The organism is Algoriphagus algorifonticola (assembly GCF_007655305.1).
In the GTDB taxonomy this organism is placed as follows: Bacteria; Bacteroidota; Bacteroidia; order Cytophagales; family Cyclobacteriaceae; genus Algoriphagus; species Algoriphagus algorifonticola.
In genome coordinates, this window is sequence record NZ_VLOG01000017.1 from 78656 (window position 1) to 104383 (window position 25728).

Annotated in this window: 17 protein-coding genes; 10 read left to right on the plus strand and 7 right to left on the minus strand. The window is 39.1% G+C overall.

From position 1 onward, the window contains the following. Nucleotides 1-156 precede the first annotated feature (156 nt). The 10 genes from FL972_RS03165 (at nt 157) to FL972_RS03210 (ending at nt 14923) form a co-directional block, all read left to right on the plus strand. Nucleotides 157-2319 (plus strand): glutamine synthetase III family protein, encoded by a 2163-nt coding sequence (locus tag FL972_RS03165; RefSeq protein ID WP_144603495.1) that lies wholly within the window; start codon nt 157-159, stop codon nt 2317-2319. 549 nt (nt 2320-2868) lie between these two features. Next, nucleotides 2869-5994, plus strand: coding sequence for a SusC/RagA family TonB-linked outer membrane protein (locus FL972_RS03170; protein ID WP_144603498.1), 3126 nt, complete (start codon nt 2869-2871; stop codon nt 5992-5994). Between the two features lie 28 nt (nt 5995-6022). Then, nucleotides 6023-7588, plus strand: coding sequence for a SusD/RagB family nutrient-binding outer membrane lipoprotein (locus tag FL972_RS03175; protein ID WP_144603501.1), 1566 nt, complete (start codon nt 6023-6025; stop codon nt 7586-7588). Between the two features lie 78 nt (nt 7589-7666). Then, nucleotides 7667-8797 carry a glycoside hydrolase family 18 protein gene (locus FL972_RS03180; RefSeq protein WP_144603504.1) on the plus strand — a complete coding sequence of 377 codons (1131 nt, stop codon included), beginning with the start codon at nt 7667-7669 and terminating at the stop codon, nt 8795-8797. 11 nt (nt 8798-8808) lie between these two features. After that, the gene (locus FL972_RS03185; protein ID WP_144603506.1) at nt 8809-9660 is read left to right on the plus strand and encodes an ROK family protein; all 852 of its coding nucleotides are present in this window, start codon (nt 8809-8811) and stop codon (nt 9658-9660) included. A 256-nt stretch (nt 9661-9916) separates the two neighbouring features. Continuing rightward, nucleotides 9917-11767 carry an FAD-dependent oxidoreductase gene (locus tag FL972_RS03190; RefSeq protein ID WP_144603508.1) on the plus strand — a complete coding sequence of 617 codons (1851 nt, stop codon included), beginning with the start codon at nt 9917-9919 and terminating at the stop codon, nt 11765-11767. Nucleotides 11768-11779: 12 nt separating this feature from the next. After that, nucleotides 11780-12787, plus strand: coding sequence for a hypothetical protein (locus FL972_RS03195; protein ID WP_144603510.1), 1008 nt, complete (start codon nt 11780-11782; stop codon nt 12785-12787). Nucleotides 12788-12811: 24 nt separating this feature from the next. Then, nucleotides 12812-13003: a hypothetical protein gene (locus FL972_RS03200; protein WP_144603512.1), complete on the plus strand. Its 192-nt coding sequence runs from the start codon at nt 12812-12814 to the stop codon at nt 13001-13003. Nucleotides 13004-13032: 29 nt separating this feature from the next. Beyond that, the gene (locus FL972_RS03205; protein ID WP_245756441.1) at nt 13033-13581 is read left to right on the plus strand and encodes an RNA polymerase sigma factor; all 549 of its coding nucleotides are present in this window, start codon (nt 13033-13035) and stop codon (nt 13579-13581) included. Further along, nucleotides 13568-14923: a hypothetical protein gene (locus FL972_RS03210; protein ID WP_144603515.1), complete on the plus strand. Its 1356-nt coding sequence runs from the start codon at nt 13568-13570 to the stop codon at nt 14921-14923. The genes FL972_RS03205 and FL972_RS03210 overlap by 14 nt, the downstream gene beginning before the upstream one ends. Before the next feature lie 578 nt (nt 14924-15501). Here FL972_RS03210 and FL972_RS03215 read toward each other — a convergent pair. From FL972_RS03215 to FL972_RS03245, 7 genes are all read right to left on the minus strand, one after another. After that, entirely contained in the window at nt 15502-16230 is a 729-nt protein-coding gene (locus FL972_RS03215) for a DUF4397 domain-containing protein (RefSeq protein ID WP_144603517.1), read from the minus strand. Nucleotides 16231-16351: 121 nt separating this feature from the next. Next, entirely contained in the window at nt 16352-18613 is a 2262-nt protein-coding gene (locus FL972_RS03220) for a xanthine dehydrogenase family protein molybdopterin-binding subunit (RefSeq protein WP_144603520.1), read from the minus strand. Between the two features lie 12 nt (nt 18614-18625). Beyond that, nucleotides 18626-19084 (minus strand): (2Fe-2S)-binding protein, encoded by a 459-nt coding sequence (locus FL972_RS03225; protein ID WP_144603522.1) that lies wholly within the window; start codon nt 19082-19084, stop codon nt 18626-18628. Between the two features lie 212 nt (nt 19085-19296). Next, complete coding sequence (locus FL972_RS03230) at nt 19297-19704, minus strand: response regulator (RefSeq protein ID WP_144603524.1); 408 nt, start codon at nt 19702-19704, stop codon at nt 19297-19299. Then, nucleotides 19704-22247 carry a ligand-binding sensor domain-containing protein gene (locus FL972_RS03235; protein WP_222116001.1) on the minus strand — a complete coding sequence of 848 codons (2544 nt, stop codon included), beginning with the start codon at nt 22245-22247 and terminating at the stop codon, nt 19704-19706. The genes FL972_RS03230 and FL972_RS03235 overlap by 1 nt, the downstream gene beginning before the upstream one ends. A 401-nt stretch (nt 22248-22648) precedes the next feature. Continuing rightward, nucleotides 22649-24889, minus strand: a complete 2241-nt coding sequence (locus tag FL972_RS03240) for a xanthine dehydrogenase family protein molybdopterin-binding subunit (protein ID WP_144603528.1) — start codon at nt 24887-24889, stop codon at nt 22649-22651. A 260-nt stretch (nt 24890-25149) separates the two neighbouring features. Next, a complete protein-coding gene (locus FL972_RS03245; RefSeq protein WP_144603530.1) occupies nt 25150-25692 on the minus strand; it encodes a fasciclin domain-containing protein in 543 nt (180 codons plus the stop codon). Nucleotides 25693-25728 lie beyond the last annotated feature (36 nt).

The following is a 25728-nucleotide window of genomic DNA, read 5'->3' on the forward strand; positions in this document are numbered from 1 at the left end:
AAGTGGTTAAAATCGGGTGGATGCCTCCTAAAACACCATGTTTTATTGAAAAAAGTGTAAATTTTTGAAAAAAATGATTCAAAAATGAGGCAAAAGCATTTTGGAACACATATTTTTCTATTTTTGCTGGTACAATTTTAAACCACAAATGTAGATATGGCAACACTAAGACAGCAGGCCTTGACAATGGTTCAAGGCAGACCGCGGGTACAAGTAACCCCGCCGGCCCCAAAAATTTCAGACTTCTTCGGTACAAATGTCTTCGGCATTAGCCAAATGAAGCAGTCTTTAGCTCCTTCAGTTTTCAAAAAAGTAATGGAAGCTGTAGACAAAGGAAGCAAAATCGATGTAGCAACCGCAGAAGAAGTAGCATCTGCTGTTAAAACTTGGGCATTGTCCAAAGGTGTTACACACTACACTCACTGGTTTCAGCCACTTACTGGCTCAACTGCTGAAAAGCACGATTCATTTTTCGATGCTCATGCAGGTTTGGAAAAGTTCAAAGGTTCTGCTCTAGTTCAGCAAGAGCCGGATGCATCTTCTTTCCCTAACGGAGGTATTAGATCTACTTTCGAGGCTAGAGGATACACTGCTTGGGATCCTTCTTCTCCAATTTTCATTTTCGACAAGACGCTTTGTATTCCTACCATCTTCGTTTCTTACACAGGAGAGGCATTGGATTACAAAACACCTTTGTTGAAGTCATTAGAAGCAATCAATGATGCAGCTGTACAGATTTGTCAGTTGTTTGATAGAAACGTTCGCAAAGTATCTCCATCTCTAGGTGTTGAGCAGGAGTATTTTGTGATCGATAAAGCACTTTACTCTGCTAGACCTGACTTGGTCATGGCTGGACGTTCTGTATTTGGACACAATCCTGCCAGAGGTCAGCAATTAGAAGATCATTACTTTGGTTCTATTCCTACCAGAGTGAAAGATTTCATGATGGATTTTGAAATCGAAGCTCATAAGCTGGGTATTCCGGTTTCTACCCGTCACAATGAAGTAGCTCCAGGTCAATTTGAAGTTGCGCCGGTATTCGAAGAAATCAATAAGGCGGTTGATCACAACCAATTATTGATGGATATGATGGAGAAAGTAGCTGAGAAGCATGGTTTGAAAGTTCTATTCCACGAAAAGCCATTTGCTGGTGTAAATGGATCAGGCAAGCATAACAACTGGTCTTTGATTACAGATACTGGAATCAACTTGTTCCAGCCAAGCAACTCTGCCCGTGAAAACTTGCAGTTCTTGACTTTCTTGGTAGCTACAGTGAAAGCTGTTTATGACAATTCAGATCTTTTGAGAGCTAGTATTGCTTCTGCAGGAAATGATTTCCGATTGGGTGCAAACGAAGCTCCTCCGGCAATTATCTCTGTATTCCTAGGGGAAACCTTGACAGCTATCTTGGATGAGTTGGAGAAAAACGGAAATATCAAGATTGAAAAAGGTGATAACATGTATATGAAATTGGGTATCTCTAAGATTCCTGAAATCATCTTGGATAACACTGATAGAAACAGAACTTCTCCATTTGCATTCACCGGAAATAAATTTGAATTCCGTGCTGTAGGGTCAAGTGCAAACTGTGCAGGACCAATGGCTACTTTGAATGTCATCGTGGCTGAAGCATTGAAGACAATGGCCAAGGACATCGAAAAAGAAATCGAGTCTGGCAAAGAGAAGAAATTGGCGATTGTTAATGTATTGAGAAAATACATCAAGGAATCCAAGAAAGTAAGATTTGAAGGAGATGGATACTCTGAAGAATGGGAGAAAGAAGCTGCTAGGAGAGGTCTTTCTAACTTGAAGTCTACTCCTGAAGCTTTGGATGTTTATAGCAAAAAATCCACCAAGGAGCTATTTGCAAAACACAATGTGATGAATGACCTGGAAGTTCATGCCCGTCATGAAATCATGTTGGAAAACTTCATCAAGAAGGTTCAAATTGAAAGCCGTGTAATGGGTGATCTTGCTTTGAATCATGTGATCCCAACTGCTATTCTTTATCAAAACAAATTGATAGAAAATGCAAACGGTTTGAAAGGTCTAGGCTTAGATCATTCAGCAGCTGTAGAAACAATCAAAGAGGTTTCCAAGCACATCGAATCATTGAAGTCTAATGTGACTGCAATGACTGAGGCTAGAAAGCAGCTGAATAAGGAAGATGATATCGTAAAGAGAGCCAAAGGATATCAAACAGACGTAAAAGAAGCATACTTCGAGAAAATCCGATACGCTGTCGATAAACTGGAGCTTTTGGTAGACGATGAGTCTTGGCCATTAGTGAAGTATAGAGAAATGCTCTTTATCAGATAAGAGAGAAATATAATTTAAGAAAGCCACCTTCTGGGTGGCTTTTTTTGTTTATGGAACTTTTAAATCCCATTCTGAAAGGCGTTAAAAAAAATTCTTAGTTATAATTTTCACTTTTCTAATTTTTCATTAAACTATTTTTTGAATTTTTAAATTTAAATTAATGAAGTTTGAATACTGAGCAGATAATTTTAATACTGATCCCTACTAGGGATTTATTTGTTTAATAAGAATCTACTCTTAAAGAAAAATAAAATTTCAAAAACGGACACTTTTAAAAAAAAATTAAAGAAGAAATACAATTTTGATAAAAAAAATCATAGAATTGTTTTTAATATTTTTATTAATTTTTAGCTTTACCCAATAGAGTTGCGTTTAAGGTCTGATATACAAGATAAGGCATGGTGTATCAGTTTTTTATCAAATGTTTTGATTGTAAAAATTTATAAAAGCCAAATTTTATGAAAATCGGTAGGCTGCCAATTTTATTTCACAAAAACCCGGGGAACCGGAATTCCAATTCAATTTATTTCTAACCCTTTATTACCAGCTATGAGAAAAATTTTATCGATCTCGTATGGGCTAGCCTTTTTGCTCTTTTTGAGTTTGCAGGCATATGCCCAGAATCGCATCCTGACAGGCACTGTCGTGGGTGAGACGGATGGTTTGCCCATCCCTGGGGTGACAGTCTTAGATAAGACTAACCAGACCGGGACGACCACAGATGTGGACGGCAAGTACTCTATCAGTGTCAATTCGAATTCAGTTTTAGTCTTTTCTTTTATAGGTTATGCGACTAAGGAATTTACTGTTGGCAATCAGTCTGTTTTAAATGTTACACTTTCTGAGGACGTTTCTGACCTAAGTGAATTTGTTGTGACTTCATTTGGTATGGAGCGTGACAAAAAAGCATTAGGATACTCAGTCACTCAATTATCTGGAGACAAGTTCACAGAATCTAGGGCTATCAACTTAGGAAATGCTCTTACAGGAAAAGTAGCAGGGGTAAATGTTACTCCTCCGGCAACAGGAGCGGCAGGTTCAACTCGTGTTGTAATTCGGGGTGGATCTTCTCTAACAGGAAATGATCAGCCTTTATATGTAGTGAATGGCGTTCCTATTGAATCAGGCAACTTAGGCTCAGCAGGCCTTTGGGGTGGAAATGATGCAGGTGATGGATTAGCAGCGATTAATCCAGATGATATTGAGAGTCTTTCTGTATTAAAAGGGAATACAGCCGCTGCATTGTATGGTGCCAGAGCTGCTAATGGTGTAATCTTGATTACAACCAAGGCTGGTCGCGCCAGAAAAGGTGTGGGGGTCTCTTTCAACTCCAATTTCACTGTAGAAAGTGTAGTGGACCAAACCAATTTCCAGAGAATTTATGGCCCTGGTCAGGATGGCAGAAAGCCATTGACTCAGGATGAAGCAATCAATACTGCAAATAATGGCTGGGGAAGCAGATACGATGGTTCCCAGACAATTCAATTTGATGGACAGCAAAGACCTTATTCTTATTTAGGTGAAGATTTTACTGATTTCTACAACATGGGTAAAACTTGGAATAACTCCATTGCTCTTTTTGGTGGAAATGAAAATACCACTTATCGTTTCTCATTTTCCAATTTGGACAACAGAGATGTAGTTCCAAATGCTGGCTTCACCAGAAATGTTGCCAATATCAATGTGAATAGCAAGCAGGGAAAATTCACATTGGCCGTAACTGGACAATACTCTAAGCAAAATGCTGAAAATAGACCTAGACTTTCTGATTCGCCAGGAAATGCCAACTTCTCAATGGTTGTAAAGCCGGGTAATATTCCTTTGGACGTGATCAAAGGGGATCCAAATAAGCCTGGAGCTTTGCCTGACGGAACTGAATTGAGATATCAGTCCAATGTTTTCCAAACCAACCCATATTGGGCTGTTTACCAATGGGGAAGAGAAGACGTAACTGATCGAGTATTGGGCAATATGTCTTTGAAATATGATTTCACGGATTGGTTGTATGCTCAGGGTAGATTTGGTACGGACTTCCAAGTTAGAGATGAATATGCTTTTGAAGCATATGGGACCGCATTTAAACCAAGAGGTAGTTATAACACTACCATGACTACTATTCGAGAAAATAATGCAGACCTATTAATTGGTTTCGATAAATCTTTTGGAGATTTTGATGTAGATGGTTTTGTAGGTTCTAACATCATGAGAAGAACCATAGAAAATCAAAGAGGTGGTGGGAATGATCTTGTTGTTCCTTTCTTCCACTCTGTGACGAACGTAGCTGCTCCGACTTTCGGGTACGGTTTTTCTGAATTGGGAATCAATTCATATTTCGCTGCAGCAAATGTGGGCTATAAAAACATGATCTTCTTGAATTTAACAGGACGACAGGATCAGTTTTCTACTCTTTCTCCGGCAAATAGTAAGTTGTTTTACCCTTCAGTAGGCCTTTCCGCAGTAATTTCTGACATGCTTGAAATGCCAAATTTTGTCACTTTCGCAAAATTGAGAGGTAACTGGGGACAAGTTGGTGGTGGAGCCCCGAATCCTTATGCATTGAACTTGACTTATGGACTAGTTGGAGCAGGACACTTGGGGGCTAATTTAGGGCAGATTAACAATGGCTCAATTCCAAACGCAAACCTAGCACCATATACGTCTACTGAATACGAAATTGGAGCTGATATCCGATTTATGGATAATCGTTTGGGTATCGATGTCGCTTACTACAAAAGGAGAACCTCTGACGATATCCTTGCCACTGGAATCTCGGCTACTTCCGGCTTTGGATCCACCACTGTTAATATTGGTGAGCTGGAGAATAGAGGTATTGAACTCTTGGTTAATGCGACTCCAGTTATGGGAGCATTTAGATGGGATATCTCATTCAACTTTGCCAATAATCAATCTGAAGTATTGAGTTTGGGAACGAATGCAGCTGGAGACCCAATCGAGTTTATCAACTTGGATGAAGCCAGAACGAGAAGAGAAAGAATCAGACACATTGTTGGTCAGCCTTTGGGTATGATATCGGGTTTTAAGCATTTGGAAATCAACGGGCAAAAAGTTTACGATGCTAATGGATTCCCCGTAACAACTAATGGCTATGAAACTATTGCTGAGGGTCGTCATCCAATTTCCGGAGGTATTACCAATACTTTCTCTTATAAAGGATTCCGATTAATGGCCTTGATTGACTTTAGACAAGGCGGTTCAATTATGTCAGGAACAGACTATTTCGCCTATCAATATGGATTACATCAAAATACACTGAATGGGCGTGATGGAAACTTGACAGTGACCGGAGTGACTCCTGAAGGAACTCCTAAAAGCTGGACAATTCCTGCAGACCCTTCCGATCCTACCAAGTACCTGATTGACAATTATTGGCAGCGATATGCCCAGGTGACTGAGAATATTGTCTATGATGCTTCATTTGCCAAACTGAGAGAATTCTCTTTTGGATATACCTTCCCGAGAGCATTCATCGAACGCACTCCATTTCAGTCATTGTCACTGTCTTTGGTGGGAAGAAACTTGGCTATTCTTTGGAAAAACACTCCTAACATAGACCCTGAAGCAGCTTACACTACTTCTGGAAATGCCCAAGGTTTGGAGTTTTTCTCTGTACCAGCAAACAGAAGCTTTGGATTTAATCTATCTGCTAACTTCTAAGTCGGTTCAACCCTAAACTATTGAAACAATGAGAATTTTAAATAAAATGACCGGTCTGGTGTTGGCTTCCTTGCTTTTTGCTACTTCTTGTAGCGAACAGGACTTACTTGACCTAAACGTGAATCAAAATGCAGTCGAGGATATCGACATGCAATACCTCTTTTCTTTGGCGACTTTGAGAATCGGAGGGGAATATGAAAATACCCGTGCCAATATGTTGTATGCAGCGACTATGATACAGCATACAGCTTCTACTGCGGGCTATTTCAGCGGAGATAAGTATTTCTATTCTGCCCAGTATTCCGGTGCATATATGGAAAGACATTTCACCGATGTGATCCGTCTCTTTTCCGAAGTAATCCGAAAAACCAAGGATAAGCCAAATGAGGCAAATGTAAATGCTGCGGCAACTATACTTCGAACTTTTGACCTATTAAGAATGACCGATATGTATGGAGATATTCCTTACACGCAGGCAGGTTATGGTTTGGAAGGTGAGCAAAACTGGTTTCCAGCGTATGAGCCACAAAAGGAAGTTTATTACAAAATGATCGATGACCTTAAGGCCGCTAGGGATAAATTTTCTTCTTCTGCAAGACCTTTAGGAGTTCAGGATTTTATTTATGGTGGAGATATCACCAAGTGGAAAAAGTTTGCTAATTCTCTATTGATGAGAATGGCAATGAGAATGAGCAATGTAGATCCAACTAAAGCTCAGGAAGTTTTCACTGAAGCAAATAGTAGCGGTGCATTTACCAGCAATGACGATATTGCTTTTATCCATTATGCACCAGGGCCTCAAGGGGTTAATAGAAACGGTTTAAATGACGGGTATTGGAATACCTACAAGTACTCTAGAGACTGTAAGATTTCCAAAACATTCATGGACTGGATGAATGCCAATAATGATCCAAGAAAAATGATCATTACAGGTGGAATAGGGAATCCGGAAAATGCATCCACTTGGATAACTGCTCCTGAAGAACAGATAGGGATGCCAAACGGATACAATTCTACTAATATTAGAGATGTTGTTGCTCCTGGAACTTTGGATCGTTTTACGATTGTTCAGCAAAACTTCTCTATGTTGAATTTGAAATATTTGGATTGGGAAGACCCTTATTACTTGATTTCTTATGCTGAAGTTGAGCTGATGAAAGCTGAAGCAGCATTAAAAGGCTGGATCAATACCAGCGCTGAATCTCATTTCTCAGCAGGAGTGGCAGCAGCAATCAATTCATGGGTATATTTTGATCCTGACTTCTCAGTGCCTGCTAATGAAGTTTCTGCCTATATCGCTGGAAGAGGATTTGCAGCGGCATCAAATCAGGATAAGTTACGTTTGATAGGTGAAGAATATTGGGCAGCTACCTTTTTGAACGACATTGAGTCTTGGTCTAACTGGAGAAGGACGGGTTATCCAACTTTGACGCCTACACAAGATCCTAATGCATTTGAAGGGAATTTTATCCCAAGAAGGTTGAGATATTGGGAATCAGAGATCGGCTCTAATCCTGAAAACTATCAAGCGGCCACTTCAAGAATGGGTGGTGATTTATTTGCTACCAGAGTTTGGTGGGACGGAGGAAATTAATCCTCATCTTTCTTAATTTTGACAGAGGTTTTGATGAATTTCAAAGCCTCTGTTTTTTTAATCCTAAATTGAATCTCTATGAGACTATCTTTCATCTTCCTAGCTATTTTGATTTTCAGTTGTGCTCCCAAAGAAGAAGTACAAGACTATCCGGAAAAAGATTACCACATAGTAGGCTATGTGGCAGGATGGAAAAATATCAATCCAAAAAAAATCCCTGCAGATAAGTTAACACATATCAACTATGCATTTGCAGATGTGAAAGATGGGATAGTCACCCATATTGATGACAGAAAGACTAAAGACAGCACCAATTTAGCTGCTTTACAATCCCTTAAACTTATTAATCCTGATTTAAAAATTCTTATTTCAATTGGAGGTTGGACAAGATCCAAAGGCTTTTCTGATGCGGTTTTGACTGCAGAAGGAATAGAGAAATTGACAGATTCAGGAGTTGAATTTTTAAAAAAATACCAATTGGATGGATTAGATTTCGACTGGGAATATCCAGGTTTGCCCGGTGATAATAACCCTTACCGAGCAGAAGATAGAGACAATTTTGTAGCCATGCTCAAGAGTTTTCGTTCAGCTTTGGACTCTCTTGGAGCATTGGACAATAGACACTATTTGATGACTATTGCTTCGGGAGGATTTAGAAAATATCTGGAAGTCAATAATATGGCAGAAGCTCAACAGTATTTGGATTTCATCAACATAATGGCTTATGATTTTTATACTGCCGGAGATCAAACTACGGGGCATCATGCAAATCTATATCCCAATGGAAGTAAAGAAAGGTCAGCCCAAACAGCAGTAAAGGAGCATATCGAATTTGGAATACCTGCTGAAAAACTAGTTTTGGGAGTTCCATTTTATGGACGGATGTGGAAAGGGGTAGATTCTGCTGAAAATGGTCTTTTTCAAGCTGGAAATTTTGAAATGGGGCTTCCTTATCATCAAATCAACGCACTTTCAAAAAACTCCTCTTACAGCAGATTTTGGGATACGAAAGCCTCTGCTCCCTACCTGTTTTCACCATTGGATTCTACCTGGATTACTTTCGAGGATGAAGAATCAATCAAAGCAAAAATGAAATTTGTCAAAGAAAATCAACTGGCAGGGGCCATGTTTTGGGAACTTTCTGAGGATAACACAGGAACTTTACTTACTACTCTTTATAAATCTTTGAATCCTGCCGATACTAATTAATCAATCTTGGAATGAGGACAATAATCGGAGTCGATATTGGAGGGAGTCATATTTCTGCTGCGCAGATAAACTGGAATTCAGGGAACACACAAGTTTCCAACTTCTTTGAAGCAGATGTAGATACTTCTGGCTCAGTTGATGAAATAATTGATTCTTGGTCTAAAGTGATTAAGAAAGCAGCTAATGGGAAACAGGTAATTCAACTAGGTATCGCCATGCCAGGGCCTTTTGATTATGAGCAAGGAATTTCTTTGATTCAGGACCAAGGTAAGTTGAAAAGTCTTTTTGGAATGTCTGTGAAAGACTTATTAGCTCAATCCATTTCCATTGACTCGGAATTCATCTTATTTATGAATGATGCAGAGGCTTTTCTGAGAGGGGAAAGTATGGTAGGCGCGGGGAAAAAGTATAATAATTTAATGGGGCTAACATTAGGAACCGGCCTAGGCTCAGCTATTCAAGTGGAAGAGGTAGTAAAGGATGCAAAGCTTTGGACAGCTCCTTTTAGGGATGGAATAGCAGAAGACTATTTGGGAACGGCTTGGTTCATTGGAGAAGTAAAAAAACAATATGGATTGGAAATAGAAGGAGTAAAGGACTTGTTGATGCCCGAGGTGAATTCTGAAATTTCAGGATCTATTTTTCAAAAATTTGGGAATTCATTGGGAGAGTTTTTATTCCCTTATGTTTCTCGATTACATACTGAATCCGTCATAGTTGGAGGAAAAATATCCAATGCATCGAAATTTTTCCTGCCTTTTACCCAATCCTATTTGCAAAGAATGGGGTTGGAAGTGTCTTGTCAAAAATCGGAATTAGGCGAAAATGCGACCCTGATTGGTGCCGCTCAACCATTTTTATGAATCTAACATGAAATCGAGCACGACGCAAGCGACACACAGAGAGACGCCCCGATGTATATGGGAAAATGAGTGAGATTCTCCCGAATCAAGTTCGGGACAAGCTATCTGATATCTAAAAAACAATTTATAAACAGATGAAATCGAGCACGACGTAAGCGACACACAGAGAGACGCCCCGATGTATCGGGGAATCAATGCGAAGATTCCATCTGACCTCTAAAAATCAAAATATAAACAGATGAATAGTAACTGAATTATGAAAAAGATAACTTGTTTGAGCCTTCTGTTTTTTGGCTTTTTAAACCTTCTTTTTGCTCAGGAAAAATATGATGTATTGATTGTGGGAGGGGGAGCAAGTGGGACAGCTGCTGGTATTGCTGCAGCAAGAATGGGAAGTAAAACTCTAATCGTGGAGCCTACCACTTGGTTAGGAGGAATGCTCACATCTGCGGGTGTTTCAGCAATTGACGGGAATCACAGGCTGCCTTCAGGCATTTGGGGTGAATTTAGAGATAGTTTAATTGCTTATTATGGTTCTCAACAAGCCCTTTCCACGGGCTGGGTTTCCAATACACTTTTTGAGCCTAAAGTGGGGAATGAGATTTTTCAACGAATTGCAGCTTCGGAACCAAATCTTAGAGTTTCATTTCAAAGCGAATGGAAGTCAGCCCAATATGAAGACAATCGATGGACTTTGGTTTACGAAAGGGATGGTCAAACTCGAAAGGCTAATGCTCCCATTTTGATAGATGCAACGGAGCTGGGGGATGTGGCAGCATCTTTAGGATTACCTTACCGATTGGGCATGGATTCCAGGGCTGAAATAGGAGAGGAGTTTGCGCCCGAGAATGGGAATGATATTGTTCAGGACCTGACCTATGTAGTGACGCTTCAGGACTATGGGAAAGGAAGTGATCAAACTATTCCTAAGCCAAACAATTATGATCCGGATGAGTTCGCCTGCGCCTGTGCCCATGCTGATCCCATCACAGATAACGCCCCAACTTTAGACTGTGATAAAATGCTGGCTTATGGAAAACTTCCGAATGGAAAGTACATGATCAATTGGCCGAATTGCGGAAATGATCACTATGTGAATTTAGTGGAGTTGAGTGACGAGGAACGAAAAATGGAACTGGAAAAAGCCAAACAGACAAGTTTACGATTTGTTTATTATATCCAAAATGAACTCGGATATAAGCATTTGGGAATTGTGGAGGATGAGTATCCAACAGAGGATAACTTGCCAATGATTCCTTATCACAGGGAGTCTAGAAGATATTATGGCTTGGTAGATTTTACCCTGCCCTATCTAAAAAGTCCTTATGCTGCTCCTAATGCCTTGTACAGAACAGGCGTGGCAGTAGGAGACTATACGATAGATCACCATCATAAAAAGAATTTGAATGCTCCAGAGATCGATTTTATCAAAATTAGAGTTCCAAGCTATAATGTACCATTAGGTGCTCTGATTCCTAAAAATCATCCCGCTCTAATTTTAGCAGAAAAAAGTATTTCTGTTTCCAATATTGTCAATGGCGCATCCAGGCTTCAGCCGGTGGTATTGGGGATAGGGCATGCGGCTGGAGTCTTGGCAAGTATTGCTTCTACAAACTCAAAAAAGTTAGACGAAACATCTATTAGGCAAGTACAGTGGGGGCTATTGAATCAAGGTGCCTATATCATGCCGTTTTTGGATATGAATCCAAGAGACCCACACTTTAGGGCGATGCAGAAAATAGGTGCAACAGGAATTTTTAAAGGAGTAGGGGTTCCATATTTATGGGCTAATCAAACTTGGTTTTATCCGGAAAGGCCTGTTGCGGAATACGAATTGATGTCAGGATTAAAAGAGGTATATCCACACTTGAATGAATATTGGGGAGCATCCGGGGATTACTTGACGGGAGAAAGGTTTCAAGCCTTTTTGGAAATGATAAAAGAGAATACTCCCTTTCTTGAGATCGCTCAGGTTTGGAAAAGGAAGGGCTTGGAAGGTGATTTTCGGACAGATAAAATCCTCAATAGGAGAGAGGTTTCAGTTATTTTAGATGAAATTCTGGACCCATTTTCAAAACCCATTAGTTGGAGTGGAAAATATGATTAGTTAATTTTCCTTATGCAAAATGTTAGAATCTTCGTTTCATTGGCTTGGCTAATGATAATTTCCAACTCTGTCGAGGCTCAATCATTTTTTAAAATATTGGATAAAGAAAGTGGTGCGACCATCAATTATCCCAATGCAGAATTAGTACAAGATGGATTTATCAACTTTGCTGGCATCTCTTTACGTAGTTCAAAAGAGGTGTTTTCTTATACACCCTGGTCTGACCAACCTTTAGAGAAGTCCAATCATCAGTTTTTCTTAAGCATCAATCATTCAAAATATCTTCCAGAATGGATAGAGGTCGATTTAATGAAATCTGACACGCTGACAGTATTACTCAGGCCTGATTCAAAACAAAATGGACTTGGTAAAGAAGCCATCTACCAGAATTGTGGTGAGCCAATCTATAAAAAATATTACCCAAGACCCTTTCGCGAGTGGGAGGATCTCCCAAAAGAACTGCTTGAAAAAGTAGAGACAAAACTACTTGATGCATTTGGGCCGGGTTTATTAAAGCAGCTGTACCTTTCTTCTATTTATAGATTTGTTGCGGATGAAATGAATCAAGCCGAGGGAAGGATAGTTTATCAGCCTGGTGAAGTAGGATATAGAATCTGTCTTTCTTACTCTAATCCAAAAGCAGGAATATCTCAATACTCCTCTGATTTTTATGTTAACTCTAGTGGGCATATTTCAAAGCTACCCAACTTTCCAAATATTAACTTGCGGCCATCTTTTTCAAAAGGTATAGATCTTCTTGATTTTTCAGAATTAAAGAAAAAAGTCGAATTGGATGGAGAAATTGATCTTGAAAAATCTAACTCAGATTTTCAATACTTTGCTAGATCTAATTCTTTTGTATGGGTTTTTACTCAGATCATGAAGGAAAATAAAAATGGTATTCAGTCCTCTAAATCAGTTTATTATGACGCTGAAACAGGTAGGAAATTAGCGATATTTTTTGATGAGAATGAGTTTTTTTATCATTTTGATGGTATCAGTGTAGCGTTGGATAATTAGTATTCGTATCCTAAAAAAAAGGATATGAAATTGTTTTTGAAAGTAGGGGTCTTTCTACTCTTTTGTAGCTTTTCTTTTCCAGTTGGTTCGGATCAATTGGAAATCAAAGAAATTGCTATCAAGCCAGAAATTGAAACTTCTGCTATTAGAAACAATCTCATAACAGAAAAGGAAAATAAACCGAAACCTGCTTCAGGACAAGAAGCGTTTGAATAAGGACAAGCCCGGATTTTAAGTCTTTTGTATTGAATTGGTCTGACGAGGAGTTGATTGCCGGTTGCAAACGGCGCTCAGCAAAACATGAGGAATTTTTTTTTAAGAAATACTATGGCTATGTCATGGGTATAAGTCTTTCCTATGCCAAAGATCGGGATTTGGCTAAGGAGATAGTCAATGACTCTTTTCTGAAGTTTTTCGGTTCGATTAAAAATTTTGATGAGTTTCAGTCTGTGAAATCCTGGCTGAGACGAATCACCGTGAATACCTCGATTGATTTCTATAGAAAAAACAAAAAAATACGAGAGCAACTGGAAATCAATGAACAGACGGAGGTTTTTCACGAAGTAAATGCCATTGGTAATTTGGCCTATGAAGACCTGATTGCCTTATTAAATCAACTTCCGGATGATCAGAAGTTGGTATTCAACCTTTACGAAGTGGAGGGATATAGTCATAAAGAAATAGCTGGGAGACTCCAAATCACCGAAAGTTCTTCCAGGGTATATCTAGCTCGTGCCAAAGCCAAACTACGGGAGCTAGTTCACACACATCTAAAAGAATATGCAGGAAGATAAGCTGAGCAAACAGATAGCTGACTCCCTGAAAAAGTATCAGGAAAAAGGCAATCAGCCCTACGAAATAGGAGCCTGGGAGAGCTTTGAGAAAATGCGGGGAGCTTCTAAAATTAAACCATTCTTCTGGTGGATCGGAGGGGTGGCAGCAAGCTTACTATTGATAGCGACTTTTTATTTCTTGCTTCCAAACTCAGAACTGGAAAGTCCCCTATTAGCAGAAGATTCTCAGGGAACGGAAAAAGTCGTAGAAGAAAACAGAATTGAAGAAGCTCGTGTAGAAGGCTCTAAAACCCCTTCCTCAGTGGAGACGGAGAGAGAACTGCAGGGTATTCAAGAAGTTATCCCAGAAGGAAAATCTAAGAATACCAAACAGTCAAATGGCCTAAAAGAAAAGCAAAGCAATCAATCTCTCATTGCATCCAAAACCCCTGCAAAACAGCCAATTAAAGAGGAAGAAGAATCCAAGGAGCTAATCAGTGATTTGAAATCAAAAGAAACCCAAGTCACTCAAAAAGTGATAGCCCAAGCTGAAAATATTGAGGAAATTAAGTCAGAGAACCAATCAGAGATTTCTACTACAAGTGGCCTGATTGCTAAAGAGTCTTTGATGTCTGAAAGTAAAGTTGAACAAGGCAAGCCGCTAATAGCTATCAAAGAAGAGCCTGAATTTGATCCTATTCCTAAAGAAAAATCTTCAATATCCTATGGATTAGGGGTGGCACCAGGTTTTGGTTCTGCTAGGCAAAATGGAGAATCAATTTCAGGAAATACTTTAGCTATGGGGGTAATGGTGAATTTGGATCTTCCCGGGAAATTGACTTTGGGATCAGGCTTAGGCTTGAACTTGCTGAATCAGCAAAGCGATGTTTCCAATAGGCCAACTGTTGGCTTAGCTATGAATATAGCTCCAAGTACAGAAACAATAATTGTAAGACAGACTCAGGTTGAAATTCCAATTTATCTGAAGTATCCCATTACTAGGTCTAACTCCCTGTCTGTTCAAGCAGGATTCTCCAATTTCTACGCATTCAATCAGCAGGCAGAGTTAGAGACTTCATTTACCAGACAAGTAACTGTGGCAGATGCTTCAGCAGTAAATTCATTCCGCACTTTGAATGAAGATGTGGTTCAGACCAGAACATTGGAATCGGTAGATAGTAGATTTTACCCTTTAGCCACAATGAATTTTGGATTGAATATCAGGCTGCTACAGGCTGAAAAAAGCAGCTATGTATTGATGCCATTTTACAATTATCCTTTACGACAGTTTACAGGATTTGGAGATAATCCGGGCTTTTTTGGCGCTTCTTTCAAAGTGAATTTCGGAGGAGGAAAAGAATAATAATTTAGGGGTTTGATTACATCAGAAAGGCCAACTCTAATTGAGTTGGTTTTTTTTGATCCAAAGACTTTGCTAGATCTCGTTAAGATAATTTGAAAGCTATGATGCTAGAATTGAAGATTTAGGCTTAAATGGATGTCTATTTATTAAGGATTAAATGAGGGGTTTAAAAGGGTGAATATTAAACTCTAGCTTGGCTAGAAGTGATTTGATGGATAGTAAGGAAGGGTACTTTTTATTTGCTTGAGCTTAAGGGGTAGTGGATATCATCTTAACAAATGGAGACCTAAAGTGACCAAACAATGGATAGTTAGTCTTAGGATTGAGGTCTATATTCTTTAAACCCGGATTATGCATTAGAATCTGTAGTGAGAGGTCAAACCGCAATAAAATCAAGTATTTAGCAAATGAAGCATAGCACCGCTACGGTGATTGAGCTAAATACAGCAAAGCGATTGATTTTGAAGCGGTTTGGACTCGTAATAAGAAGTCTACTGCATATTTCGGGTTAAAAAGTACTAGAATATGCAAAAAAAAATCCCGAACCGAAAGGCCCGGGATTTTACATCTTGAGGTAGTTAAAAATTTACATAGTTGGTAATGAGTTGCAAATCCATTTTTTGGTTTTGATTGGTAGTTTCAGCTAATCCTCTCAATACAAAAGTATAGACACGGTTTCCATTGATTTGTACATCATTGGCGGTTAGGAGTACATCCCCGGTGGCTACAGATTTGATCTGAACATTATAGGTGTTTTTCTTCACCATGGTGAAATTGGAGTCATCTCCGAAGCTCATATTATTGGTTACAGGAGTGCTCAGATTAGAAAATTGTAGAAAAACTTCTCCCGTGTCAGGTGACAAATGCACCATCCTTACCTGTGCAGAATCCGCTGTTGGCAAGGTCCATTCGTCTTCAATCAGGATAGCATCCAAATCAGCAACTCTATCCAAAAGGAACATAGAGTAAATCGCATCTTGCTCTATTGTGAAATCTTTTTGAAGCAGAGTAGTAGTAGAATTAAAAGAGGAAAATCGGAAGGATCTTTCTCCCACATAAAATGGGCTATAAGCAAGAACCTCTGCGAAATTTAAGGGCTGGTTATTCACCCGGTTTTGATTTGCAAAAATATCCATTGCAGGTGCATCAGGTGATCCCTGATAAATGGAAATGTATGCTGCCGGCTGAACGGGCGGAGTGTCAAAATTATTAAGACATCCACTGACCAGTAGGGGTAAACCAATTAAAGTGGCAACCAACGACCATTTAGATTTGAACCTGGGTGAAGAAATGAAACTTTTAATCATAGTGTTTGAATGTTTTTAAATTCCTTCTCTAGACGATTCCATTTATCAATTCGCTTCATTTAGCACAAAAAAAATGGCCTGAAAATAATTGATTCAGGCCATAATCTTGATTTAAAGTTATTTACATCTTCAAATTTTGCATTTCGAGCTGTGGTGCAAATGGTTGTTCGTAATAACGTTTTCCAGTTGCTTTATATAAGGAATTGGCCAAAGCTGCAAAGACAGGTGGGAAGAGTGGTTCTCCCAAGCCTGTTGGGTCTTCGTTATTCTGAACAAAATGAACCTCGATTTTTTTAGGAGACTCTTTTTGCCTGATCATTCTGTACTTATCAAAATTGCTTTTGGTGGGAACCCCATTTTCAAAGGCTAATTCTCCAAAGAAGGCATTTCCAATACCATCTACAATTGCCCCTTCTCCCATATTGGCTGCGGCATCAGGATTGACGACTACTCCGCAGTCAACGGCTGCATAGACATTCTCTACTACCGGTTTGTTGTCTTTGATGACGGTATCCACTACTTCTGCAACATAAGAGTTATGACAGAAATAAGCAGATACGCCACGATGCACATTGTCTTTAGGGCTGTTCCAATTTGACTTTTCTTTGACCAGTTCCAAAACACCTGCATAGCGCTTAGGGTCGTAGTCGTTGTTGCTTCCTACAGGGTTGGTTTCCGCTCTTTTTAATAATTCCAAACGGAAATCAATTGGGTCTTTACCCATCTCTTCGGCTAATTCATCTAGGAAGCTTTGTTCTGCTCCGGCGATAAAGTTGGATCTCGGTGCACGAAATGCGCCAATAGTAATGTTGGAAGGAATGTCCCATCCTTCTGCCAGATAATTGTCCAGGGCTCCAGCCGGGAATCTATTGGGATGAATAGGGGTCTCCGGGATTCCTCCTGCTTTGACATGTAAGGCTGTCAAATTGTTGTTTTCATCCAGCGCAGCTCTATAGGTTGCTGTATAAGTGGGTCTATACACACCTGCAGTCATATCATCTTCCCTGGTATAGACCATCTTTACAGGGGCTTGAACTTTCTGGGAAATGAGAGCAGCTTCTACCATATGGTGACTATAAGCCCGCCTGCCAAATCCTCCACCCATTCTTGAAAGATTGATTTGGATATTTTCTCTAGGTATTTCTAAGGCTTGAGCCAAAGTTCCCATGATAAATTCAGGAGCCTGAGTGGGGCCATAGATTACAGCCTTATCCCCTTTCACATCTGCAAAACAATTCATCGGCTCCATGGTATTATGAGCCAAAAAAGGAGCGGTGTAGGTTCTTTCAATAATTTTAGCAGCTTTATTAAACTCACCTTCGGGATCCCCGTCTTTTCTCAGGATGTTTCCTTGTTTTGCCGTGAATTCAGCCATTCTTTCTTTATGACTGCTGGTATTCTCCAATCCTGCCGGAACTGTGGCAGTCACAGTAACACCACCTCTTCCGGCCATTGGGAAAGTGGATTCAGGGGCTTTTTCCCATTCCACCTTCAAAGTCTTTTTCGCCTGCATGACTTCCCAAGTGGAATTACCCACAATTGCAATGATCTCAGGGAAAGTCGTGGTATCAAAGAAATTTCTCTGGTAGTCATCTTTGAATAAAGAAATAGAAAAGACGTCCAGAATGCCCGGCATATCAGAAACTGAATTTTTATCAAATGATTTCAATTTCATTCCAAAGGCAGGAGGGTGGACAATTGCCGCATACTTCATCCCCTCCACTTTATGATCTAAGGAAAAAAGTGGTTTACCGGTTAGGATTTTGACCCCGTCTACGTTCTTTTTCGAGTTTCCTATGATCTTAAAATCCTTTATTTCTTTTAACTGAACTTCTTCCGGCACTTCCATTGTAGCGGCCAAGGAAGCCATTTCTCCATAATGTGCTTTTTTTCCACTGGATTTGTGTTCTATTTGACCTGCAGCTGTAGTGATTTCGGAAGCAGGTACATTCCAGCCTTGAGCTGCTGCTGCCACAAGCATGGCTCTAGCTGTGGCACCGGCAGTTCTTAAAGGAGTCCAACCCTGTCTAATTCCCTGGCTTCCTCCTGTGAATTGTCGGTCAAATCTCTCTGGATAAAAATCAGCCTGCTCTACAAAAACATTTTTCCAGTCTGTGTCCAATTCCTCTGCCAAGATCATCGGCATGGATGTTTTTACATTTGAACCGAATTCTGGGTTTGGAGAATAAAGAGTGACTGCTCCATTTTCACCAATTTTGATGAAGTTATTGAGTTCAAACCACTCTTTGGGCATCTCCAGCATTTCTTTGGATGTAGGCTTACAGCCTGCTAGCCAACTGAAACTTAATACCATGCCGCCTCCCGCAAGGGCGGATACTTTCAAAAATGATCTTCTGTTCAATTTTGTATTTACAATGGTCATAATTTCAGGATTTTAAAGTTTTTGAGATGCTGTTTTGACTGCAGCCTTTATTCGCAGGTAAGTTCCACAACGGCAAATATTCCCATTCATGGCATTTTCAATTTCCTCATCACTCGGACTAGGGTTTTGCTGTAAGAGAGCTGCAGCAGTCATTATTTGACCTGCTTGGCAATAGCCGCATTGAGGTACGTCATGTTCCATCCAAGCCTGCTGAACAGGATGGTCTCCTTTTTCGGAAAGCCCTTCAATGGTTGTGATTTTTGAATCTTCTACTGCCGATATAGGAAGTTGACAAGATCTCACTGCATTTCCGTCTAAATGAATAGTGCAGGCTCCACATTGAGCGATACCACACCCGAACTTGGTGCCCACCATATCCAGATGATCTCTTAAAACCCAAAGCATAGGGGTATTAGCGTCTACATCGACTTGAAGGTTCTTTCCGTTAATATTGAGATTATATTGAGCCATAACTGTTAATTTTAAAGTTCAATTTAGCTATTTTCTGACCAAGTATCCTTATAAAAATCAAATAGAAGTTTATGGTAATCAAGTGATTGTTTGGAAAGAGGCTGTCTATTCCTTGAAAAAAAGTGTGTATTCCTGAAAAATAATTAATTAAAAGATTGAAAGTCTTTGATTCAATTTAGGATGCAAGAAAGGCATTGTAAGATTAAAGTATTTTACAATTCAAACCAGATAGGGATTTGTTTGGCAACAAAAGCAATTTGATTTTCATTGAGTGGTTTTTCCCAAAAATCCATAACAAAAGGACTTTTTTGGGCTTTTTCTTTATCGGATCGATCTAAAGAGGAGGTGACCATCACCACTTTGACTTTCACATGGCGAAGTTTCTTTTCTAAATGATTGAGTAATTCCCATCCGCTCATTCTAGGCATATTTATATCCAAAAAGATTAAAATGCCTTTATCAGGTATGTCATTTTCCAGAATGTGATTTAATGCTTCTTCAGGATCAAAAAAAGTAATTGGGTTTGGATGTAATCCCTCTCCCTTTATGATAATTTTATGTAAGAAAAGTATTCCCGGATCATCATCTATTACCAACACATTTGGAAGAAAGGTATTCATTACTTTGTGAGATTTTCAGATTTTGTATGAGTGTCCTTAATAATCTCATCTACTTGTTTCAATGATTCCAGAAGTTCTTTTTCTAATTCTTCTTTGCTTTTTTCTATCCCCTCATACTTGGAATAATTGATCAATAGGTGATTGATCCCCATCGCCCTAGTCAGCGGAGCCCTTAGCAGATGTGAATGATTCCAAGTAAGCTGTTTCATGATTATATTTTGGTTTTCTATTTCTTCTAGGGCCTCCGTTAATTTTTCATTTGCTTGGCTAAGATCAGAAGTTCTCTGAATGACTTTCTCTTCCAAATCTTTCTTTAATTTCTTATTGAAATAAGATTGTAGAATGAAATAAAGAAGAAGAATTGCGACAATTCCAATTATTATTTTAAAGGTTAAAGTTTCGAAAAACAAAGCCGAAACCTTAATGGGAAGAGAATAAACTTGATCTTCTTCACCGTATCTGAGGACTTTAATTTCTAAAGTATAGTCCCCTGGTTTTAGTCCATTAAAATATAACTGCCTATGATCCTTAATAGGTAGCCAATTGTCATTTTCATCGTCTATTCTATAAAATAAGGAATATTGGGCAGGATTCTCAAAATCAATGAGATTAAAAGAAACCTGAAACATCCTAACTCCTTCAGGAATTAGGATTTGGCTATGAATGTCAGATTTTTGCTCTCCTATTCTGAGTTCATCCCAAAAAAAACTAATTGAATCATTAGGACTGTTTGAAATGGTATTTGGGTTGATTATCCCAACTCCCTCAACTGTTGGGATCCAGATTTTTCCTTTAAAATCTTGTATGGCAGCAGGAAAAATCAAACCATTAGTTTCAGAGTTAGGCAAGCCCAATCTTTTATCGTATAAAGTTGAACTTATCAATACATTTTCATTCTCACTTTCTTTGAACTTTTTTATTTCAGAGTAAGAAAAATATTGAACCCCAAAATTATTACTGATCCAAATTCCACGCTGTCCATCGTCCGTAATGCTGTATACAGTTTTAGACTTCAAACCATTGATCTTTCCTAAAATTTTGATTTGATCTTCTTTCAGTAATACAAGCCCTCCGTGTGTACCGAACCAAAGGTCATTTTCAGCATCCTCATACATGCTGTATATCACATCTTCACCAGGAGCCAAAGGAAGTCTTTTATTTTCAACGAAGACGGTATCTTCTAATCGAAGAATACCTTCATTCATAGAACCAATTAATAATTGACCATTTTTGAGTTCTAAAGCACTTACAAATCTAGTTGCATCAAATTTCTCCGGTAATAGTACCTTTTGAAGCTTACCATTTTCTTCCAAGTAATGAATACCTCCTTTTCTTGTCAGGATCCATAAACGATTTTGGGAATCTCTAAATAGCGCGTGGACGTAATTGCTGCTAAGCCCATCCTCCTCGGTTATTTGACCTATGATTTCTCCTCTCTTCAGGTCCAACAGAGAGATTCCAGAAGAAGAACCATAGTAAAGGATACCATTTCTGGATGCAAGGCTGGTATTATTGTCTTGAATCAAGCCGTCTTTTTGACTCCAGATTTTAACTTTATTTCTATCAATTTGATGGAGTCCATTTGCCTTTGTTCCAATCCAAACACTACTGTCCTCACTTTGATAGATGGCCTTGATATTTTTGTTTTTTAATTCATTATAGTCTGGCTGGTTTACCTTTGCCGGTTTAATCAATAGCAGTCCTTTGCCCAAAGTGCCTAGAAAAAGCTTGTTTTCTTCCTTAATAATTTTTCTAACTGTGTAGTTTCTAAGCTCTGGATACGTGAATCTGCTTACTTGCCCCTGTTCGATAACCAGTAATCCCTGCTCTAAAGATCCTGCCCAAATTCTATTATCTGAGTCAACTATCAGGCTGCTAAGGTTTATGTCTTTAATTTGGCTAATTGGAATTATGTTTTCCATTTCATAGCCTTTGTTCATTCGAAAAATACCTTGGTCAGGCGAAAAGATGTAGATTTCTTTGGGAGTACCAAAAATTTTAAAGGCTTCAAAGCTGTCTGCTGAAATCAATTTTTTTGTATTAGATTTCATGTTTAGCTCGTATAGCCCCCTAGTAGTTCCGACAAGGAGTTTGTATGAATCAATTTGGAAAAAACTATATATTTCTAATGGAAATTCAGATTTCCAAATTTCAAGTTCAGTGAAAGATCCGTTTTCCCATTGGTGAATTTCTCCAGCATCCGTACCGATTAATAATTTTCCATTCTCAATTTCTGTGACAGCTCTTATCCAAGTATCATTGGTAATGCTTGAACAGTCAATAATCTTTCTAATGTTTTTTTCAAGCAAGGCTATGCTTCTATCAGCAGTTGCCCAAATTCCAGCCTTAGATTTATAAAAAGTATAATAGGTTTGTTCCTGCATTTGGGGATAGTTTGCTTGGTCAAAAACCTTTGCAGAATATCCATCAAGTCTGGTAAGTCCTTCTTCTGTTGCCACCCAAAAATAGCCATGGTTATCTCTTTCCATGGCAAAGACTGCGTTTTGAGGAAGGCCATTGGAGTTATCCCAGCTTTCTATCATGTAATTGGAGTTTCTGGGGAAAATTGGAGCTTGTGCAAAAAGCCCCTGAGCTCCTGTCAGGAAACACCCAAGGTAAATAATTACAAATATTGATGATCTGGACAACAAAGGATTTATCAATTAAGTGGCTGGTTTACTTGGATAGGCTTAATAAATACCTTTAAAGTATTTCGTAATAAGTGGACAATAACTTATATCAATTGGAAAAATAAAGGTTTTTAAGATAAAATGGGGGTAAATCAATACTTTTTTAGTAGAAAAAAATATAGAGCTTCAAAATTGGAATTGAAGTTTTATGGGACTTAAACCAATTAACTCCTAATTGTCTGTTGTTTCTGGATTTCATTCATTATTAGATTCTCTTGAGAAAAATTCAAAATCAAGTTGTAAGATTTTGAATTTCAGATTTCAAGCTGTTTGAAAAATGGTTGTTCGTAGAATCTTTGTCCAGTACCTTGGTAAAGAGAGTTTGCTAAGGCTGCAAATACAGGAGGATATGCAGGTTCTCCTAAGCCTGTTGGATCGATTTGGTTATCCACAAAATAGGTTTCAATAATTTTAGGAGCTTCTTTCATTCGGATCATTCTATATTGATCAAAATTACTTTTGCTCGGTTTGCCCTCTTCAAAGGTCAACTCACCAAAAAGCGCAGTACCTATTCCATCCACCACAGCACCTTCGCAGAGATTTTTGGCAGCGTCCGGATTGACCACGATTCCGCAGTCCACTGCTGAGACTACCTTTTCTATAAGAGGCTGACCATTTTCCATTTTTAATTCCAATACTTGTGCAGCATAAGAATTATGGCAGAAATAAGCTGAAAAACCTTTAGCTATTCCTTCTTTATTCGTTGCCCAGTCTGATTTCTCCCTTGCCAGTTTGATGACTTCTGCATATCGTGCAGGATCATAATCATTGTTTTTTCCCACTGGATTTTTTTTAGCCTTTTCTAGCAGCTCTAATCTAAACTCAATAGGATCTTTGCCCGCTACTTCTGCTACTTCATCCAAAAAGGATTGTTCTGCGGCTGCCATGAAATTTGATCTCGGTGCACGGAAAGATCCCGTGGTGATATTGGAAGGGACTTCCCAACCCTCTGCAAGATAATTTTCGACCGCACCAGCAGGAAATCTATCTGGGTAAATGGGATTTTCGGGTAATCCTCCTGCATTGATATGAATGCCTATCAACTGATTGTTTTCGTCCAAGGCAGCCCGATAAGTTGCCTGGTATCGGGACCTATATATTCCCGAAGTCATATCATCCTCTCTCGTATAAATCAATTTGATAGGAGCATTGAGTTTTTGAGAAATAACAGCTGCTTCAATCAACCAATGAGCATAGGACCTCCTTCCATATCCTCCTCCCAACCTGGTCATTTCTATATGGATGTTTTCAACAGGGATGCCTAATCTTACCGAAAGAGCCTGTTCTGTTAACTCAGGTTTTTGGAGAGGACCTGCACATTCTACTTTATCTCCTTGTACATGAGCAAAAAAGTTCATTGGTTCCATACAATTATGGGCCAGAAAAGGTCCAGTGTAGGTTTTCTCGATGACTTTAGAGGCTTTTTTGAAAGCCTCTTCAGGGTTTCCATCTCTTCTTAATTCTTGTGGTTTGAGTGAAGCAACTCGCATTTTTTCTGCCTGAGATTCAGTATTCTCCTGACCAGCCGGAACTATCCTGCTTTCTTCGGAACCAAATCGATCTCTTTTTTCAACATAAGCGGAGATAGGTTCATACTCAGCCTGGATGGCTTTTTTTGCATTTAAGACCTCCCAAGTGCTAGTTCCCACAACTGCAATTAAATCAGTGAAGGTAACTGTGTCGAAGAATGTTCTAACATAGTCATCTCTCAAGGATTTGATTTCGAAAACGCCTCTGATACCGGGCATTTTGCTTGCTTCTGAAGCATCAAATGATTTTAGCTTCATTCCAAATGAAGGTGGATGAATAATCATCGCTATTAAAGTGCCTTCCTTCTTATAATCAATCCCAAAAAGTGGTTTCCCAGTAATGATTTTTTGGATATCTACATTTTTTTGAGATGTGCCAATAATTTTGAACTGATCTACTTTTTTCAATTCTACATTTCCCGGAATCGGAAGAGTAGCTGCTAATGAAGCCATCTCTCCAAAGTGAGCTCGTTTTCCGGATTGAATATGAATCAGAAATCCTGAGTCAGTGCTGATTTCCGAAGCAGGAACCTTCCATTGATCGGCTGCTGCATTGATTAAAAGTTGTCTGGCTGTCGCGCCTGCTGTTCTTAAGGCATTCCAGCCAATTCTGATCGCCTGACTTCCTCCAATAAATTGCCGGGTGAAATTCTCAGTGTCCAGGGGCGCTTGCTCTACTCTTACATTTTTCCAGACTGCGTCCAATTCCTCAGCAACTATCATGGGCATGGAAGTTTTTACATTCTGACCACCTTCTGGATTGGGTGACATGATGGTGATCAGCCCATTTTCACCGATTTTGATATAGCCGTTAAGCCTGAACCATTCTTTAGGCATATCCAAAATTTCGGAAGAATTAGGTTTGCAGCCTGCCAGCCAATTAAAGCTAAGAATCATACCTCCTCCAGCAAGGGCGGAAACTTTCAGAAATGATCTTCTATTCAATTTATTGTCTGGATAATTCATTGGAAATTTTGGGCTAAAGAAAGTGAAACCGCAAATCAAAGTTTTACCATTTCTAGTGCATACTCAAAGGATTGGATTTGCAGCTAATAAGCTAGAAGTTAATGTTTTCCCGATTTTGAAGGAATCATATTTACGTCAATGTGAAAATAAAACACTTGGCTGGAAAATACTTACGCAATTCAAACAGGATTATTAAAAATAGAAAACAAAAAAAAGGCTAGCTCCACGAGAACTAGCCTTAAGTTTAATAACCATCAACCTTATTTCGGTAATAATACTTTATCAATTACATGGACTACGCCGTTTGTTCCGGCTAAATCAGCAGCAACTACAGTTGCATCGCCAATTATAACTTTTCCATCCTTGATAGATACAGTTGCAGTTTGACCATTCAAAGTCGTAACAACTTGTCCATCACTTAAATCACCTGACATAACGTTTCCAGATACTACGTGGAATGTTAGAATGCCAGCAAGCTTTTCTTTATTTTCAGGCTTCAATAAGTCTTCAACTGTTCCTGCAGGAAGTGCTTCAAAAGCCGCATTAGTAGGGGCAAAAACAGTAAATGGTCCATCTCCACTAAGTGTTTCTACCAAGCCTGCAGCTTGAACTGCAGCTACTAGGGTAGTGTGGTCAGGAGAACCGATAGCTATATCAACTACCGTATTGGATTCCTCTACCGGAGCCTCTTCGACTACTTCCATTGTTTCTTCTGTAGACTCTTCCTTTGGTGCACTGCAAGCAGTCCATAAGCCCATTGCTAGAAAACTTCCTGCTAGAGCTAAAATTTTTGTGGTTTTCATTTTTGAGTGGTTTTTTGATTTAATATCTACAGAACT

Excerpts from the sequence above, each read along its gene's own strand:
- FL972_RS03210 (WP_144603515.1), top strand. The coding sequence starts at position 13,568 with ATGCAGGAAGATAAGCTGAGCAAACAGATAGCTGACTCCCTGAAAAAG.
- FL972_RS03180 (WP_144603504.1), top strand. The coding sequence starts at position 7,667 with ATGAGACTATCTTTCATCTTCCTAGCTATTTTGATTTTCAGTTGTGCT.
- FL972_RS03245 (WP_144603530.1), bottom strand. The coding sequence starts at position 25,692 with ATGAAAACCACAAAAATTTTAGCTCTAGCAGGAAGTTTTCTAGCAATG.
- FL972_RS03170 (WP_144603498.1), top strand. The coding sequence starts at position 2,869 with ATGAGAAAAATTTTATCGATCTCGTATGGGCTAGCCTTTTTGCTCTTT.
- FL972_RS03165 (WP_144603495.1), top strand. The coding sequence starts at position 157 with ATGGCAACACTAAGACAGCAGGCCTTGACAATGGTTCAAGGCAGACCG.
- FL972_RS03190 (WP_144603508.1), top strand. The coding sequence starts at position 9,917 with ATGAAAAAGATAACTTGTTTGAGCCTTCTGTTTTTTGGCTTTTTAAAC.
- FL972_RS03230 (WP_144603524.1), bottom strand. The coding sequence starts at position 19,704 with ATGAATACCTTTCTTCCAAATGTGTTGGTAATAGATGATGATCCGGGA.
- FL972_RS03215 (WP_144603517.1), bottom strand. The coding sequence starts at position 16,230 with ATGATTAAAAGTTTCATTTCTTCACCCAGGTTCAAATCTAAATGGTCG.
- FL972_RS03235 (WP_222116001.1), bottom strand. The coding sequence starts at position 22,247 with ATGATAGAAAGCTGGGATAACTCCAATGGCCTTCCTCAAAACGCAGTC.
- FL972_RS03220 (WP_144603520.1), bottom strand. The coding sequence starts at position 18,613 with ATGACCATTGTAAATACAAAATTGAACAGAAGATCATTTTTGAAAGTA.
- FL972_RS03200 (WP_144603512.1), top strand. The coding sequence starts at position 12,812 with ATGAAATTGTTTTTGAAAGTAGGGGTCTTTCTACTCTTTTGTAGCTTT.
- FL972_RS03240 (WP_144603528.1), bottom strand. The coding sequence starts at position 24,889 with ATGAATTATCCAGACAATAAATTGAATAGAAGATCATTTCTGAAAGTT.
- FL972_RS03175 (WP_144603501.1), top strand. The coding sequence starts at position 6,023 with ATGAGAATTTTAAATAAAATGACCGGTCTGGTGTTGGCTTCCTTGCTT.
- FL972_RS03225 (WP_144603522.1), bottom strand. The coding sequence starts at position 19,084 with ATGGCTCAATATAATCTCAATATTAACGGAAAGAACCTTCAAGTCGAT.
- FL972_RS03185 (WP_144603506.1), top strand. The coding sequence starts at position 8,809 with ATGAGGACAATAATCGGAGTCGATATTGGAGGGAGTCATATTTCTGCT.
- FL972_RS03195 (WP_144603510.1), top strand. The coding sequence starts at position 11,780 with ATGCAAAATGTTAGAATCTTCGTTTCATTGGCTTGGCTAATGATAATT.